14 protein-coding genes are annotated in these 16,841 nt (G+C 65.5%); 5 read left to right on the forward strand and 9 right to left on the reverse strand.

The features are described 5' to 3' along the window. Positions 1-97 precede the first annotated feature (97 nt). From BLT62_RS12675 to BLT62_RS12695, 5 genes are all read right to left on the reverse strand, one after another. Positions 98-4,012, reverse strand: a complete 3,915-nt coding sequence (locus BLT62_RS12675; protein WP_083364390.1) for a right-handed parallel beta-helix repeat-containing protein — start codon at positions 4,010-4,012, stop codon at positions 98-100. After that, on the reverse strand, positions 4,002-5,243 hold the full coding sequence (locus tag BLT62_RS12680) for a family 20 glycosylhydrolase (protein ID WP_083364391.1): 1,242 nt from the start codon (positions 5,241-5,243) through the stop codon (positions 4,002-4,004). Before BLT62_RS12680 ends, BLT62_RS12675 begins: the two co-directional genes overlap by 11 nt. 2 nt (positions 5,244-5,245) lie before the next feature. Further along, the gene (locus BLT62_RS12685) at positions 5,246-6,193 is read right to left on the reverse strand and encodes a carbohydrate ABC transporter permease (RefSeq protein ID WP_083364392.1); all 948 of its coding nucleotides are present in this window, start codon (positions 6,191-6,193) and stop codon (positions 5,246-5,248) included. After that, positions 6,193-7,062, reverse strand: coding sequence for a carbohydrate ABC transporter permease (locus BLT62_RS12690; RefSeq protein ID WP_231919157.1), 870 nt, complete (start codon positions 7,060-7,062; stop codon positions 6,193-6,195). Before BLT62_RS12690 ends, BLT62_RS12685 begins: the two co-directional genes overlap by 1 nt. A 119-nt stretch (positions 7,063-7,181) precedes the next feature. After that, on the reverse strand, positions 7,182-8,420 hold the full coding sequence (locus BLT62_RS12695; protein ID WP_231919158.1) for an extracellular solute-binding protein: 1,239 nt from the start codon (positions 8,418-8,420) through the stop codon (positions 7,182-7,184). A gap of 260 nt (positions 8,421-8,680) precedes the next feature. On the opposite strand from BLT62_RS12695, the gene BLT62_RS12700 reads away from it, so the two are divergent. Then, positions 8,681-9,829 (forward strand): ROK family transcriptional regulator, encoded by a 1,149-nt coding sequence (locus BLT62_RS12700; protein WP_083364395.1) that lies wholly within the window; start codon positions 8,681-8,683, stop codon positions 9,827-9,829. Positions 9,830-10,190: 361 nt separating this feature from the next. Here BLT62_RS12700 and BLT62_RS12705 read toward each other — a convergent pair whose 3' ends face one another. Together BLT62_RS12705 and BLT62_RS12710 are read right to left on the reverse strand one after the other, a co-directional pair. Continuing rightward, complete coding sequence (locus tag BLT62_RS12705) at positions 10,191-10,406, reverse strand: hypothetical protein (protein ID WP_231919161.1); 216 nt, start codon at positions 10,404-10,406, stop codon at positions 10,191-10,193. Next, positions 10,403-11,848, reverse strand: coding sequence for a glycosyltransferase family 2 protein (locus tag BLT62_RS12710; RefSeq protein ID WP_083364396.1), 1,446 nt, complete (start codon positions 11,846-11,848; stop codon positions 10,403-10,405). The genes BLT62_RS12705 and BLT62_RS12710 overlap by 4 nt, the downstream gene beginning before the upstream one ends. 330 nt (positions 11,849-12,178) lie before the next feature. On the opposite strand from BLT62_RS12710, the gene BLT62_RS12715 reads away from it, so the two are divergent. Together BLT62_RS12715 and BLT62_RS12720 are read left to right on the forward strand one after the other, a co-directional pair. Continuing rightward, a complete protein-coding gene (locus tag BLT62_RS12715) occupies positions 12,179-12,520 on the forward strand; it encodes a YciI family protein (protein ID WP_083365458.1) in 342 nt (113 codons plus the stop codon). 105 nt (positions 12,521-12,625) lie between these two features. Beyond that, entirely contained in the window at positions 12,626-13,057 is a 432-nt protein-coding gene (locus BLT62_RS12720) for a hypothetical protein (protein WP_083364397.1), read from the forward strand. Between the two features lie 10 nt (positions 13,058-13,067). Here BLT62_RS12720 and BLT62_RS12725 read toward each other — a convergent pair whose 3' ends face one another. Continuing rightward, complete coding sequence (locus tag BLT62_RS12725) at positions 13,068-13,562, reverse strand: DUF1801 domain-containing protein (RefSeq protein ID WP_083364398.1); 495 nt, start codon at positions 13,560-13,562, stop codon at positions 13,068-13,070. A 140-nt stretch (positions 13,563-13,702) separates the two neighbouring features. Between BLT62_RS12725 and BLT62_RS12730 the strand changes: the two genes are divergently transcribed. Then, entirely contained in the window at positions 13,703-14,356 is a 654-nt protein-coding gene (locus BLT62_RS12730; RefSeq protein ID WP_083364399.1) for a HEAT repeat domain-containing protein, read from the forward strand. Between the two features lie 323 nt (positions 14,357-14,679). After that, the gene (locus BLT62_RS12735; RefSeq protein ID WP_083364400.1) at positions 14,680-15,837 is read left to right on the forward strand and encodes a GTPase family protein; all 1,158 of its coding nucleotides are present in this window, start codon (positions 14,680-14,682) and stop codon (positions 15,835-15,837) included. A 115-nt stretch (positions 15,838-15,952) separates the two neighbouring features. On the opposite strand, the gene BLT62_RS12740 is transcribed toward BLT62_RS12735, so the two are convergent. Then, positions 15,953-16,780: a GIY-YIG nuclease family protein gene (locus BLT62_RS12740; protein ID WP_083364401.1), complete on the reverse strand. Its 828-nt coding sequence runs from the start codon at positions 16,778-16,780 to the stop codon at positions 15,953-15,955. Between the last annotated feature and the right edge of the window lie 61 nt (positions 16,781-16,841).

The raw sequence follows: 16,841 nt of genomic DNA on the forward strand, positions 1-16,841 counted from the left end.
GCAGAGCACCCCGCCACTGAGAAGGACAGGGCGAGGGCGACCCCGGCGAAGGCGCGGCGCAGGACTCCGCGTGGCTTGAAGGGCGCCCTGCCCTCCACTAGGCGGAGTTCCGAACCCGGCGCAGCAGCAAGCCGCTCCCGAGCAGCAGGATGCCGACCGCAGCGAGGGCACATGTCCACCCCGCGCCCGTGGCAGGCAGCGGGCTACCGGTCGGTGCGCTCTCCGGCTGGCTCGCGCTCGACTCGCTGCCCGTCTCGAGAGCCGGAGGCACCCCTGGCTCGGACGGCTCGCCCGAACCCGTGCCTGGATCTGTGTCCGGCTCCGTGCCGGGGCCAGGGTCCGTTCCGGGATCTGTACCGGGACCAGGATCCGTGCCGGGGCCAGGGTCCGTGCCGGGATCTGTACCGGGGCCTGGATCCGTGCCGGGGCCAGGATCCGTGCCGGGAACCTCAACCTGGAACTGAATCGCACCAATCGTGATACCGTCCGGGCTCCCAGCGGCACGCGCTGCGGCGGGCTCGGGCAACGGGGAACCGAGGAAGTCAGTGTCGTAGCGGACGCCGTTGATCTCCGGAAGGTTGCGACCGGCAGCGAAGTCGATGCTCTCGCCGCGCAGGGCCTGCTCGTGGATCTGCGTGGGGTCCATGGCCCGTCGATCGGTGGCGGTTCCGCCGTAGTGCGCGAGAATCTGCTCGATCGACACTCCCGCGTTGCGCAGGGCCGAGTCCGCCCCCGGGGCGTATCCGGCGAAGTGATCGCCGGCGTTGCCGCCGGTCAGCGGCGATGAGGAGCCGAGGTTGTCGGCGGGAGCGCTGCCGACGCCCGGCAGCTGGAGCTGAGCGGTGATGGCCTGCTCTTCCTCGTCCGGGACGGCGATGCCACCCGAGTAGGCGTTGTTGAACAGCTTCGCCTTGGTCTTCATGGTCGCCGCCTCGCCCACATAGAATTTCTGGCCGGCGGGGTAGTGGAAGACGTTGTTGAAGATGAACACCTCCCGGTTGCCCGTGCCGGCCGCGGAGTTCGCGAGGTCGAGCACCCCGCCGCGCGGCCCCTGAAGGGTGGTGCTGGAGTAGATCGTGTTGTTGTAGATCATCGTCCCTGCCGCGGTGCCGCGGGCGAACTCGAACGTCTTGTCCGCGTCGTCCTGGCTGATGTTGTACCGGATAGTGGGTGCGGTGTGCGGGAAGCCGTTCATGACAAGCATGAATCCGCCTTCGTTGTCGTGCGAGTAGTTGTATTGCATGACCGTGTGGGCCGAGACGTGATCGGTGTCGAGGCCCTGGCCGTCCTGCACGCCGTGGGTGTTGGACACCTCGTTGTATTGAATCACCGTGTTGGTGGCCTGGAACGGCCAGATCCCTGCGTTGTAGCCGGTGTTCTGGTACCGCGAGTGGCGAACGAGGTTGTGCTCGACGAGCGCGCCGTCGGTGTCACGCACCGTGATCGCGTCACCGCCCATGTATCGGAACTGATTGTCCCGAACGACGACGTCGGTCGACGGGTACCAGTGCAGCGGGGTGTCTGGCGCGTTCTGGAGCGACTGGTTCGCCCAGGCTGAGCTCACCAGTTTGATTCCAGAGCGGTCCACTCGTTCGAGGGTGTTGCCCTCAATCCGGACGCCATCGAATTTGGTCGGAACGCCTCGCAACTCACCGTTCTCGACGGTGGCGCCGACATCGAAGAAGATCCCGCCGTTCCATTTCGAGTTGAGGTTTCCGTTGACGTCATGGATGTAGAGGTCGGTCAGGCTGATGCCGCGTACGACGCCGAAGTCCCGGGCCGAGACGTTGACCGCGCGGAGGTTTTTCTGCCGGTTGGTGCTGGCGTTGAGGCCGAAGCTGGAGTCGAACTGTGCGTCCAGGTTCGTGATCTCGAGCCCCGAGATGGAGATGTGCTCCTGGTTGTAGAGCCCGATCACGTTCTCCACCTGCCCGGCGCCGTTCAGTTGTGGCCGGTCTCCCTCTCCGTAGCTGCCGATGACGATGGGCCGCTGCACTGTGCCGGAGCCGCGGAACGACAACGCGGCCGCGGTTCCCTCGAAGACGCTGCCGCGCTTCAGGAGGATCTGGTCGCCGGGGTTCAGGACACGATCGAGCGGCAGGAGGCTGCCCCAGGCCTCCCCTGCCGAGGTGCCCGCACCGGCGTCGTCGCCCGCCGCCGGGTCGACGAAGTAGCGTGTGGGCGTCGTGGCCACCGGTACGAAGTCCGCGACGAGCATCACGTCATCCGTTGTCCCCTCGGGAACGACGAATCGTTCCCCACCGAGCGGTTGTCCATTGAATGACATCCCGGCGAAGGCGAAGCCACCCTTGGGGTAGGCCATCCAGCTGAGCGTCTCGCCAGCCGCGGTGCGGTGGGCGGAGAGCACGACTGAACCGCTCTCATGGTCTGGATCCGGTTCCCCGGCATTCGTCGCCTCGACGCTCGCGCGGATGTAAACCGGGGTGCGGGCCACCTTCACGTTGTCGAACAGCACGGGGGCGCCGGGCGTCAGGTTGCTCAGGATCAGCGCCGGGGCGAGACCCGACCAGTTGGCGGCGTCTCGCGCACCGTCATCGCCGTTCGTATAGGAGAGCACCGGGGCGCCGTTGGCGGAAACCGAGACGGTTGCCCCCGTCACATCGATGACGATGCGGCGCATCGTGGAATCGAAGTTGTAGCCGACGCTCGTGAGCTCGACGTTCGCACCTGCGCCGTCGAGCCTGCGCAGCAGTGCCTTCGAGCCGTTCAGTGCGAGGACGTAGCGGTCATCGATCCCGTCGCCGCGGAAGGCCACCTGCATGGTGCCTGCGGAGCCGTTGGCCTTGCGCGCGTCGAACGTGATCCGATAGTTGAGGGGCTGCGCCCAGGCAGTGCTGTCGACCACGACGTGTGACGGGCCCTGCGTCGGGGCGATCTCGAACTCGCCATCGGTAATCCGCACGTCGCCGGGTGCGGGGATCGTGTAGGCGCCGTGTTCGTTCAAGGGGCCCTCGAAGTAGTCCTTGAAGACGACATTCGGATCGTCGGCCTCAGTCAGGAAGGTGGCGATGATGATCACGCTGCCGGTCTTGTCGTCCAGCGTGAACCGGTTGTCGGTGATGGTGAGCAGGCCGTCCGTGCTTGTGCCGGTGTCCCGGCGCAGCGACTCGTAGCCGTCAAAGACGTAACCGGGCCGCACCGTGTGGGAGAGGGTCACGACGTCTCCGGCATCGCCGGATGCACGATTCGCCGAGAGAGTGCCGCCGGCCGCGCTCGGGCTGGTATCCGTGATTCCATCGGTCTTGGTGGCGAGCTCGACCGTGTAGGTGCCGACGTGCTCGGCCTCGGAGGTGACCACGCGCAGGGTGTCGACGCTGAAATCTTGGTTCGGGAACTGTGCGGCCACGAGGATCCGTCCTGGTGCGGCCGATGCGGCGCCCGTATTCGCCACGTCGAGGTGATCGTTGCCGTTGACCGAGACCCGCACCCGGTCGTCGGCGACCTCGATGCTGATCGCGTGTGGGGTGCCGCCCGTGTTCATCCCCAGGTTCACGCTCGCGGGCGATCCCAGGACGCTCACGGCGCCGTTCTCGACGCGTTCGAGCCTCAACAGCTTCTTCGGCCCGTCGTAGGTGACCTGGTAGCGGGATGCAGCCGACGCGCTGGCGAAGAAGCCGAACTTGATCGCGCTGTTGGTGTTGCCCGCGTTGATGAACAGATCGGCGCTGAGCGTGAAGGTGTTCGAGAGAATCTCGGCGTTGGAGAGGATGCGGTTCTCCGGGCCGCCGCCCGTGATCGTCACCATGCTGTCCGCGAAGCGCACACTGGAGGCGGCGTTGCTGGCGGTGGCGATCCACTTCGCGCCGTCATTGGCGGCGAAGTCATCCTCGAAAAGCAGCCGCGGCTCGGCGCCGGTGTCGTCAGCCTTGACGACTCCGGCGGCCGCCGCCGAATTCTCGGCCGATGCGGATTCGGCACCGAGCGGAAAGGCGCTGAGAAGCAGCGCCGTCAGTGTGGAGGCTACGAGTGCAGCACGATACCTACGTTCCATTCGCCATCACCATTTCGTCAGGGGTCACTGTGGGTGTGTCCAGATGCCCAAAGGCCTTCAGGACTTCGCATTCGCGCGCGATGGCCTCCCGGGCCTGCACGACGTCAAGATTCGGGTTCCAGATTCGTTCGGCCACAGCGAGCAATCGTGGGAACAGCAGCGAGGTGAGGTCGGCACCGTCCAAGACGAACTCTGACCAGACGCAGGCCTGGATTCCGATGCAGCGCTCGTCGCGTGTCTCCGGCCACGGCGCCGTCAGCAGGTCATCCACCGAGATCGCGGGGATCATCCCCTTCTGTGGCTGCGGCGAGTCGGGGTCTACTCGGTTCAGGTACAGGGTGCGGGCGTCCGCGAAGATGTACGGCTGGCTGGCCCGCCCGATCCGTTCCATCCCTCGTGCTTCATCCCACGCCACGACGAGCGTGTCTTCGGCGTCCCAGATCTCGCACGCTTCGTCCCAGACGGCGACGGACTTGCCGTTCTCCTTCAGCACGCTCGCGGCTCCGTCCATGAACCAGGCCTGCAGCGCTTCGACGCCCGACACCCCGCGAAGTGCGAGCCACTCCCCCATCTGCGGGTCGGAGGACCACTGCTGGTAGGCGCACTCGTCGCCCCCAATGTGCACGTAAGGCCCGGGGAACAACTCTGCGACGCGGCGCATGATGCTGGCAACGAAGTCTCGAGCGGCATCCGTCGGCCAGAGCAGGTCGTTGCGCGCCGGCCACCACATGTGTTCGCGCATTGAGCCCTCCGGCAATGGGAGCCCCACCGGGCGGCCAAGTTCGGGATAAACCTCAATGGCGGCCTTCATGTGGCCGGGAACATCCACCTCGGGCACGATCACGATGCCGTGCGCGGACGCGTGGGCAACGACATCCGCGATCTCGTCATCGGTGTAGTAGCCGTTCGTCCACTTCTCCGGGGCCTCGTCGATGGCGCGCTGCCGGGTGTCCCCCAGCAGCGAGTCGTAATCGTCGAAGTTGCCTCGCGGCAGGTAAGCCGCCGCCTCGGTGAGGCGGGGGTACTCGGGCACGTCGAAACGCCATCCCTGGTCATCGGTCAGATGCCAGTGCAGGCGATTGAAGCCGTAGCGAGCCGCGAGGGCAATGACCTGCTTGATCACCGGAACGGTGTGACGGGTGCGAGCGGAGTCGATCATCAGGCCGCGCCAGGCGAAGCGAGAGCTGCGATCGCCGACGGGACCGACGAGGACAGCGGGGAGGTTGTGCATTTCTAGCCCTTCACCGCGCCGGCGACCATGCCCTGCGAGATTTTGTTCTGAACGATGACGAAGATGATGATCACCGGGATGGCGATCAGCGTGGCACCGGCCATGACCCCGCCCCAGTCGGTCGCCTTCAGGCCCTGCTGGTAGGACTGCAGCCAGATCGGCAGCGTGACCGCGGAGTCCTTCGACAGCACGATGAGGGCGAGCGTGTACTCGTTCCACGCGAAGAGGAAGCCGAACACGGAGGTGGAAATGATTCCGGGTGCCAGCAGCGGAAGCGTCACCCGGCGGAAGGCGCCGACCCGGGAGCAACCGTCGACCATGGCGGCCTCTTCGAGCTCGATCGGGATGCCATCGACGAATCCGCGCATCATCCAGGCGATGAACGGCACGATGGTGCCGATGTAAAGAACGGACAGACCGATGACCGAGTTGAGCAGGCCCCAACCGTCGAGCATGCGGTACTGCGAGATGAACAGCGCCTCGGCGGGGATCATCTGCACGACGAGGATCGCGATGATCATCATCGTCCGGCCGCGGAAGCGGAAGCGGGACAGGGCGAAGGCGGCGAGGAGCGCGCCACCGGAGGCGAAGAGCACGGTCAGCGCCCCGGCGATCAACGAGGAGCTCAGCGCCGGCCAGAAGTTCGGGTTGGTGAAGGCGGTGAAGAAGTTGTCCCAGGTGAACTCCTGCGGCACCAGGTGTGGGGGCCATGCCATGAGCTCGGATTCGGACTGGAAGGCCGAGTTCACCATCCAGTAGACCGGGATCAACCACAGGATCACGATGAGGAGGCCGCCGAGGTTGGCGAGTGGGTGTGAGAAGCCCCACTTCCGGCTCAGCCGCCGCAGCGTGGAGCCAGCGGTGGTGCCGGCTCCGGCCTTGCTGGCCGAGCTGGCGGAGTTCATGGTCTTCGCGGTGGCCTGTGATGTACGGGCTTCTTGAGTGGTCATCAGACCATCCCTCCCTGGCGGTAGAGCATCTGCAGATAACGTCCGGTCAGGATCAGGGTGAGGGCGAGAATGATCATGGCCAGCGCCGACGCCACCCCGTAGTCACCCTGCGCGATGCCGGTCTCGTAGACGTATGTGCCGAGCAGGTGGGTTTCGCTTGCGATACCACCCGCCTGCTGCAGCACGTGGATCTGGGTGAAGACCCGCAGATCCCAGATGACTTGCAGCACGGCGATGAGCGAGATGACGGGGGCGATCGTCGGGAGCATGATCCGGACGACCTGTTGGAAGTTGGAGGCGCCGTCGATCTCGGATGCCTCGAGCATCTCCTTCGGCACCTGCGCGAGGGCCGCGTAGATCGTGATCGCCACCAGCGGGATCGAGGCCCAGATGATGACGGCGGAGGCGATGAGGTAGAAGGTCCAGAAGTTGCCTCCCAGCCAGTTGAAGTCTCTGAAGCCGTCGAGGCCGATCGCCGTCAGGCCGTAGTTCAGCAGGCCCGACCGTGGGTCCACGAGCCACTGCCATACGGTGAGCGAGGCGAGCGCCGGCATCGCCCACACGACGATGAGGGTCGTGTTGAAGATGGTGCGCACCACGGCGTTCATCCGCAGCATGAGCACCGCGAAGCCGACGCCGAGCGCCATCGTCATCCCGGCTGTCCAGATGCAGAACAGCACCGATTTGAGGAAGACGCTCCAGAAGTAGGGATCGGTGAGGATCGTGACGTAGTTCGACAGCCCGGCCCACTCGGCCGGCTGCCCGAATTGCTGCGCGAGACCGAAATGTTGGAAGGACATGATGGCCTGGCGCACAAGCGGGTAGCCGAGCGCGACGGCGATCAGGAGTGTCGCGGGCGCGAGGAGCATCCACGGGGCAAGTCTCCTGCTCCGCTTGCCCACCTTCTTGCTCATCGGTTCTGAGCGCCGTTCAGGCGCGTGAATGGCCCGGGCTGTCGTCTGTGTCATTGTGCTGCGTCTGCCTTCAGTTACTTGTTGAGAGCCGCGTTCAGCTGGTCGTCGAAGGCCTTTGCGACAGCCTCGACGTCTTCACCCTTGGCGATTCGGGTGAAGAACTCGTTCAGCTGCGTGCTGCCGAAGGCGACGCCCCATTCAGCGCTGTTCGGGGTCAGCTTGGAGTTGGTGATGATCTCCCCGGCGATCTGGCCGAACGGCCCCGCGACATCGGCGGCGTATGCCGTGTTGCCGGGCACCCAGCCCTCCTCGGCCAGCAGCTTCTGGAAGCCCTCGGCGAAGATCACGTCGAGCGCCTTCTTGGCGAGCTCCGGGTTCTGCGAGTTCGTGGCGAGGGCGATGTTCGACCCACCCGCGAAGGTGGCTCCGGGCACGCCGGGCTCGGTGGACGGGATCGCGAGCACGCCGACCTTGCCCTCGTCCCACAGCGCCTGGTCGATCTTCGTGCCGATATTGCCGGTGCCGATGAGCATGCCGGTCGAACCGTCGTTGAAGTAGCGCTCGAAGGACTTCTGGCCGGCCTGCGAGTCAAGGGCGTACTTCGTGCCGTTCTGGAACAGGTCCTGCAGCGACGTGAGCGCCTCGAGCGACTGGGGCGCGGAGGCCTGGCCAACCCATTCGCCGCCCTTCTGCGTGGCGTACTCGAACCCCTGCGCGAACAGGTAGGACTCGACCCCGTGCGGGTCGACCGCGGCGAGGTACATTCCCGAGAAGTCGGCCGCGGCATCCGGGTTCGCCGTCTGCAGGTCGACGGCGGCATCGTGGAACTGCTCGATGGTCTGCGGCACCGCGATGCCGGCGTTCTCGAAGAGGTCCGTGCGGTAGTAGACGCCGCGCGCGCCGGCGTACAGCGGGTACGCGTAGGTCTTGCCGTCGACCGTGGCAGCATCCACGAAGGACGGGATGAGGTCCTCGCCGCCGAGCTGGGCCTTCAGATCGGTGATGTCGGCGAATGCGCCCACCGTGGTGAAGGTTGCGGTCTGGGTGTTGCCGATCTCGACGAGGTCGGGGCTCTCGTTTTTCGACGCGAGCGACGTCTGCAGCTTGGAGACGATGCCGTCCCACTGCTGGACCTCGATCTTCAGCTCGCTGCCGGGGTTCGCCGCGGCGAACTCCTCTGTGAGGAACGTCTGGCTTTCTGCGGAGAGCGATCCCTCCATGACCCACATCCGGACCGTGCCGGTGCTGGCGTCAGCGACCGGCGAGCCCGAGCCCGTTGTCTCGGTCGAGCTGCAGGCAGCGAGTGAAAGCATTACAGACGCGCACGCGGCACCTGCCAGGAATTTGCGTAGTTTCATGATTGCTCCGATGGAATCGTGCCCCGTGTGATGCTCACTGCCGCGGGGAGCGTGAAGGTGTTCTCGGCTTTGAGATTGTGAGCCGTGAACAGAATGCATCGCAAATGCGATAGTGTCAAATTACTAAACAGTCTGAAAGAAAGTTTTGTCAGTAGGCTCTCCACAGAGGACGGCCGCATCCGTCTTCCACGCCCCCAAGGAGACCCAGCGTGACAATGCTCACCCCCAACGCGCAGCGACTCCTGCGCGCGCTGGTTATGAACGGGCCCGCCTACCGCGCCGACCTGGCGCGAACGCTGGACGTCTCGCGCGCGACGGTCACCAATTTGACCAGCAGGCTGCAGGCCGATGGCTGGATCGAGGAACCGGACCACGAGCCGGGCCTGCTCAAGAATCTGATTGGCACCTCGCCTCGCCTCGGCGTGCTCGGCTCCATCATGTTCCTCGTCGACACATGCACGGTCACGCTCTCCGGGCTCGATGGGCGATTGTTAGGAGAGTTTACACTTCTGGGATCGTCGGGAACGTCTGCAGCAGATCGAATGGCGGCGGGCGCCGACCTCGTGGACCGCCTGATGGCCGAGCACGACCTCCCCGCGTCCTCGCTGCGCGCCCTGCACCTGGCCGTCGACACTCAGATGGATGCCCGCTCCGGTGACATCTACGCGCAGCGCGCGTCGAGCCGCTGGTTCGGGGTGAACCCGATGGAGTACTTCGCGACCCGGCTCGGCGTCCCGGTGTACGTGCAGAACTCGGCGCGGCTCGAGGGCCTGGCCGAGTACCTCTGGGGCACGGGGCGCGGGCACTCCAACATGCTCTACGTCGAGGTGAGCTACGGCGTCACCTCCGGTCACATCGCCGGCGGCATCATCCAGTCCGGAGCCCGCGGCGGCGCCGGCGAACTTGGCCACACCGTCTATGACTGGAACGGCCCGCTGTGCACGTGCGGCAATGCGGGCTGCCTGATGCAGTACGTCTCGATCCCGGCGGTGCTTCGTGACTACGAGACCGCCACCGGGGTGCGCGTGGACTGGGCCGATTTCTGCGCACTGGTGACCGCGGAGGATGGCACGGCGACGTCGCTGGCGAAACGTGCGGCCACCGTGCTCGGTCGAATCCTGGTGAACACCTGCCATGTGCTCGACCCCGAGGTCGTCGTCATTAGCGGCCAGATCGCCCTCTCCCTGCCTTCCTTCGTCGACGACGTCGCCACAACCATACGAGAGCACGCCCTTCCGCTGGTTGGCCGAAATGTCGAGGTCCTTCGCTCTCAGCTGGCCGACCTGCACACGGCGACCGCACGCGCGGGCATCGACTCGCTGCGCGCGATTGACGAGGTGGTGACGGCCGTCACCACCATCTAGTGCCGGGCAGAGCGCGTCAGGCGCTGCCGCGGCCGGGACTGAGGTGAAATCGTTTGCGCCGGCGGTCGCGCACACTCCCGCCTACACCTTCGAACGCCACGAGGCGGCGGGCTCCCACCGGCCCGCCCCGGGGGGCGGGATGCTCGGGCACAGCGAGCGAATCCTTGCCGCTGTGATCGCCTACAGGTCGGCGTTGGAGCCACGGCCATACCGCGAAGCGATGGATCCCGAGCACGCGATGCGGCGCGATGACCTCCTCACCGCGCGGGAGCGCGAAGCGCTGGGGCCAGCCTGCACGCACCAGAGCAGGGCCTGGTCGCGCCGTTCTGAGACGATCGACGCACGGGGGGTTCTCCCCTCTCTAGCTCTCGGCGTCGGGGTAGATGCCGCGGGTCTCCGCGCGGCGGTTCCGCTTGTGGACCCAATCGGATGGGTAGATCTTCGGCAGGATCTTGGCGATCGAGAGCGCCGCGTACATCAGGGTGTTGATGGCCACGAACGTCGCCCACACGGCGAACCACTCGCTCTGGAGCACGGATTCCGGGAGCAGCAGTCCCGTGGGAAGGGCAGACCTCACCGAGCGACCTCTTCCTCTTCTTCGGCTCTCGCCTCATGCTGAAGGTGCGTCCACGCCGCCCGGCGCCCGATCGCGCTGTCGAGAATGCCCTTCACGTAGACACAGTTCAAGAACATGTCGAAGCACAGCTCGGGGATCAGCAGCACGGCCAACAGCCGGGCGCGCCATCCGCCCTTCCACACCGTGACGACGCGCTCGAGCGTGAACACAGCGCCGATGCCCAGCCAGAATGGGAACCACACCCAGGTGTCCAGCGACAGCGCCATGACGAGAAGGAGCGACAGGTAGCCGAACAGCGCGATGACGCCGTAGCCGATGCCCAGTTGCTGGGCCCAGTACCGCACGGTTTGCGGCTTGACGCCGTAGGCCCCGAGGTTCTCCAGAGCGCCACGCTGCCAGCGCAGCCGCTGGTTCCACAGGGTGCGCCACGTCGGCATCAGCTCAGTGACCACGGTGCACTCCGACGGCGAGGTGATCAACCCGCCGAGCGATTTCAAGGCGATCGTCAGCTCGTTGTCCTCGGTCAGGGCCGCGGTGTCGTACACGTCGCCGGGGATGCCGGGCAGCGAGGTCCCTCGGCCTGATGCCACGGCCCGCAACCCGACGGCTCGGAACAGCGAGGCGGTGCCCGTCAGCACGAAGACCCGGCCGCGCCGCCGCTTCAGCTCACGCGAGTACCGGATGTACTCGTTCCGTTGGAACTGTCCGATCAGGCCATGGCCCGGCTCCCCGTAGAACAGGCCGCCGACGGCCATCAGCGCGCGGTCGCTCGCGAATCGCGACGCCGCAGCGGCCAGGAAGCCGCCGTCGAGCTGCGTGTCGGCATCCATGATCATCACAACATCGTTGTCCCCTTGATCGGGCAGGAGCACCGCCAGAGCCTGGTTCAGGGCGCCGGCCTTCTTGTGCGCGTTGCCGACGGACCGGAAGACCTCGACGCCGCGGGCGGCCGCGACGCGCTCCGTGCCGTCGGTGCAGTTGTCGGCCACCACGATCACCCGGTCGGGGGGCGGCGACTGTGAGAACAACGAGTCCAGCGTGTCCGGGAGCGACGCCTCCTCGTTGTGCGCGGGGATCAAGACGGTGATGGTGATGGGGCCGGCGAAGACGCCCCGGGTGGCAGCCATGATGATCTTGGGCGCCAGCGGAGTCGACGTGCCGTCGGAGGAGCGCCGATAGCGGGTGGCGATACGCCGCTCGATGATCGCGATTCCCGCGGCCAGCAGCAGGGCCAACGCGATGGCGGCGAACACGGCGCTCTCGCTGGGAGCCTGCGTGTTGTAGAGCACGCTCCACAGCCCCAGGAGCAGGCCCGAAGAGCTTGCGGCGCCCTCGCCGCCCTCAACCCTGGCCGCCACTGCGAACCACAACAGGCCCGCGGCCGCCGTGACCAGGCCGGCGATGCTGAGGCCGGCCCACCGGCTGAAGTTCCATTTCCTCACGATTGGGGCTCCCCACGGCCCGACGCCCTGCTCGATGAGTGCCTCGCCGGAGTCGGCGATTCGCTGCGTTCACCTGATCGAGAAATTTGTCTTGCTCCCCCTGCGACGGGATCCATGTGGCTCTCCCACTGTGCAGCCTAGCCGTCCCGCCGCGCCGCTCACAGCCCCAAGTTGACCCTGAGTACACCCCCGCCGGCGGGGCGCGCCGCCCCGTTGCCGGGGCCCGCGTCACCCGTATCGCTCGGCCCTGCCGCGCGGCCCCCTTGTGCGCCGTCGGTGTGTCGCTGAGGATGGATGAGTTCCGAGAAGCGCGACGAAGGAGACGACGCGATGACGAAATACCTGATCTCGTTCCCGAGCGGTGCCATGGATTTTCCCGACGCAGAGCTGCAAGCGGTCTCGGATGCGACGCACGCCGTGGCCGAGGAGGCGAAGGCTGCCGGTGTCTGGGTGTTCGGCGGTGCGATCGACGAGAGCGCTCCGCCGGTCCTGGTGGAGGGGGACGGCACGGTGACGGCGGGCACCTACCCTCAGACGGCGCAGCTCGATGGCGGCTTCTCGGTGCTGGAGTTGCCCTCCCGTGAGGCGGCCCTCGAGTGGGCCGCGAAGTTCGCGGTGTCCTGCCGATGCGCGCAGGAGGTGCGCGCGTTCCTCTACGACCCCGCCAGCTGACGGGCCCTCCGGCGCCCCGCCGTCGCTGGGCCGATGCGCGAATCGCCCAAACGCCGGGGGCGCCGATATGGTCGGTTGATGGTCACCGTAGATTTAGCCCAGTCCATGCTGTGGTTTTGGGTCGCATACATCGTCGTCACCACCGTGGGAATCGGGCACACCGTCTTCAATTGGAAGGCCCTCGGGATGACCGATGAGGGTGTCACCGTCACCTCTGTGTACGACATCTCGTCGTACCGGGCCACGCTGCCGTGGCATCCGCTCTACAACATCCTCTTATTCCCGCCCGCGGCGCTGGCCTACTTCGCGATCGTGCGGCCGGATGACGTCTGGGCACACGCCTGGGTCATGGCCGTGACCTGGGCGGTGGTCGCCATCGTCGTCGACGTGATCGGGTGGGTGCTCATCCGGCACCCGTGGAGCATGACCTGGCACGGCATGTATGTGGCGTACCAGCCGTGGCTGAGCCTGATCTACGCCGCCATATTCGCCGCCCCGCTGATCGCCGCGGTGTTGATCGCCGCGCTGCTCGCTTAGCAGGCCCGGCTCAGCGCTTCTTGCCCCCGACGCCCGGCACGGACGTGACTTGCCTCATCCACTCCGCGATCTGGCGCTCGTCAATGTCGGCCGCCGAGGCGAGTTCCACGCCCCGCGTCGACTTGCCCATGCCCACCGGTGTAACCGGCGGCACCGGGTCCAGCGCCGTGCCGTTGACGAACATGAGCTTGACGTGGCCGGCGAAGCCGCCAACGCAGAAGCACCAGCCGTCGCCGACGCCGTAGTACGACATGCCCCACTTCACGGAGCGCTGCAGCCCCGGCAGTGTCTGGGCCGCCAGCGCATCAATCGCCTCGGCGATGCCGCGCTGCGGCTGCGGCAGGCTGGCGATGTAGGCGAAGACCGGTTTGTCGCCGACCGCGGCCTTCGCCGGGCTGGCCCTGCCGGTCATCGCCTCTGGCAGCGTCCAGGAGCCGTCGGCCTGTGCCTGAGCACCGGGGCCGGATGCTGGACTGCGCGGTTGCGGATCTCCCTGCTCGCTCATGCCAGCACTTTACGCTCACCGGCACATGCAGGCAGCCGGAGATCTGAATCGGGTTGCGTCGCCGGTGGGCCTTGGCATCCGCGCCGTCGGCGAGGATCATTGCCGGTATCGACAGGCGACATTGCTCGGAGGCGCACGACATGGAGAGATCCGACGGATGGCTGTCGGACGCTGACTTCGAGCCGAGGCCAGAACGGATCGACCCGGAGAAGGACAGCTTCTCTGCGGATGAAGCGCCCATCCTGGCGGACCTCCGCGCTGCGGGCTTCGAGTTCGACTCCGTCGACGCACTGCGGGAATCGGGAACGCGCTCTGTGGATGCCATCCCCATCCTCGTCGGCTGGCTGCCCCGGATCGAGAACTCCCGCGTGAAGATGAGCGTCGTTCGCGCCCTCTCCGTCTCGTGGGCACGACCCGCGGCGAACAAGCCGTTGGTGGCCGAGTTCATTCGAGACGCGCCGGGTGACCCCTTCGCTGGTTGGCTGATCGGCAGCGCACTCTCGGTGACTGCCGACTCCTCTATCGTGGAGCAGCTCGTCGAGCTCCTCGGCACCCCGCGATACGGGATGGCCCGGCAAATGCTCCCCTATGCCCTTGCCAGGTGCCGCGACGCCCGGGTCGTGCCGGCCCTGCTGGCGGCTCTCCCCGATGACCAGGTTCGAGCCCAGACGATTGACGCGCTGGCCACGGTCAAAGCGGCCGGCATCCGCGATCGAATCGAACCGTACCTCGAGGACCCGAGTTCGCTGGTCCGCCGCCTGGCGAAGAAGGCGCTGCTGAAGCTCCCCACCTGACCTCGACATGGCGCCAGAGGCTCGACGCACGACGCACGCGTTCGGGCGGTGCGGCGCGATCACCCGCGAAATTACCTGGTGAGCGGTTCGCGAAACCCGTCCGTGCACGGATCGTTGGCCGCGGCGAAGTGTGTTCTCCTCGGTATCTCGCGTGTTTTCCCGCCACAGCTGCTGGATAGCAGCCGACTAGCGCTCCCGCAGACGCTACTCTCCGACGTGTTGGTCCCACGAGATATAGTCAGGCGGGACGGCGAGAGTTCATCCTGAATATTGTCCGGCGACGGTTCCTGGCAAGTTAGCTGTTCAGTGACGAAGGACAAAGAATGACGGATGAAATTCAGTTTGAAGAGACGTTCCGCGAGAAGTTTCAGGAGCAGGCGAAAGCCATGGGCCGCTTCAATCTCGCAATTTTCGGCAAGACTGGTGTCGGAAAATCCACTCTCGTCAATGCAGTGTTTGGCGAAGAAGTAGCACCTACGGGTATCGGCGAACCCGTCACCATGAACAATCACCTCTACCTCCATAAGTCCGGTTTCATGGGGCTAGTCGATACCCGAGGCCTCGAGATCGGCAAGGACACCGATGAGCTCATTGAGGAGCTCAGTTCTTACGTGAAGGAAATGCGCAATGGATCCGAATCTGAGCATGTCCACGTCGCTTGGTACTGTGTGCGGGCCACAGACCGCCGGTTCGAAGATACCGAGGCCGAGTTCGTTCGGCGTCTCCACAAGCTTGGCTTGCCGGTTCTTCTCGTCTTGACCCAAGTCACCTCACGGAACGGGGAGTATCACCACGACGCTATCGAACTCGCAGCACACATCTCAGGGTTGGGCCTGCCCATCGCGGGCGGGCAACCAATTTTGGTGATGGCGGATGGGGACGAATTTACCGGGCAGGTGGAACACGGGTTAAAGACGCTGCTCGATGCCACCTTTCGCGTTGTCCCAGAAGGCGTTGCCGCGGCCCTTGCTGCGGCTCAGAAAGTTGACATGGCGCGAAAGCGCAAAGACGCTCATACCGCAGTTCAAGCCGCCGCGGTCTCGGCTTTAGCCGTGGGAGTTGTTCCCATTCCCTTGGCGGATGCTGCACTGCTAGTTCCGATTCAGCTGGCCATGATGGCACGAGTCGCTGCGATTTACGGATTGAAACTTGATACGGCCGCCATTGCTTCTACGGCAATCACAACAGTGCTGGTTGCCGGCGGGAAGAGCGCGGTTGTCGGTCTCACAAAGCTGGTTCCTGGAGCGGGCACAATCGTTGGTGGAGCGATTTCTGCTGGCGTGGCGAGTACTCTCACTCTCGCAACTGGCTTTGCTTGGGCGGCGGTCTGCCAAGAGCTCACGCTTGGCAGGTTGAGAGGCGTCGGTGGTGCCATCGATAGCACGCTCATTCACGAGCTCTTCAGAGTCCAGTACGCCGCATGGTTCGAGAACGCCAACAGCCGGGTGGCTGCCAGCGGTTCGAGTTCGACACCAGAATGACGGATGCTGGCGCGCTGGCGGCATGAACGCCACGCTCAGCCAAGCCGGCAGCAGTGCGAGTCCATGATGGCGTCCCGGTGGAGGGTCCACCTCACGACTCAAAGTCGCGCATCTCCTAGTTCCTGTTGTGGCCCAGCGACCTGGAGAGCAGGACTCCCTTCCAATAGGTTTCGCGGTCAATGACGTGCTGGTCGTCGGTTCGCATCGACCAAAACTCCAGCAGAGCGAACCGCATCGTGTCGCGGAAGTACTCCTCACCCTTCGCGGCGAGGTGTGCCTTCAGCCCGACGTTGTCACCATGGAGTGTGAGGGCGTACTGGGACCATCGTTGCCAGATCCCTGTATCGCCATAAGCCGAGCCGACGTAGGGCTCGCCCGTTGCCTCGTCGTGGATGACGTAAACGCCCTTCATATGCTCCAAGGCGATCCGCCAGTCAGGTCGCCCCTGCTTCACTATCGCTTGGATCTCGGCCAGGGAGTGATTGATGCGGTCGTGCCCCGGGAACGGGTCACCGTCGAATGGCTCCTCAGCAATCATGGAGACAGTCATGTCGCTGAGACACGCTTCCATGTTCCGGCGACGGTTTCGACCCGCGAGTGCCAAGCGCACGTACAGCCTCTTGATAAACGGACCCATGAGGTCCTTGCGAAGAACGACGTCGTAGGAGTGTTGCCGGGGCTCAGGGCGGCGTCCCACGACTTCCCAAATCCCACCGAACAGCCAGAGTGTCGGGTCACTTCGATCCTGCGCGAGCGAGAAGATGAACTGTCGGTTGAAGTCGTCGTTGACATTGCGCCACGAGTTCCACCGTCGCCACTCATCAGGGTCGTTCGCGAGGACGTCGATCGGAAATGCCTCACCGTTGTAGACGGCGCAGTGGAGCTTGCACTGGGTCGGGTCCAACTCTGGCGGTAGCAGCGGTGCGAGCAAGATCGGATCCATACTGAGAGGCTAGTGCTGCCAGGCCCATGGACACGTGAGCCTGGACTCCGCTTGACGGCCA

Origin of the sequence: Microterricola viridarii (assembly GCF_900104895.1) — a bacterium.
GTDB lineage: Bacteria > Actinomycetota > Actinomycetes > Actinomycetales > Microbacteriaceae > Microterricola > Microterricola viridarii.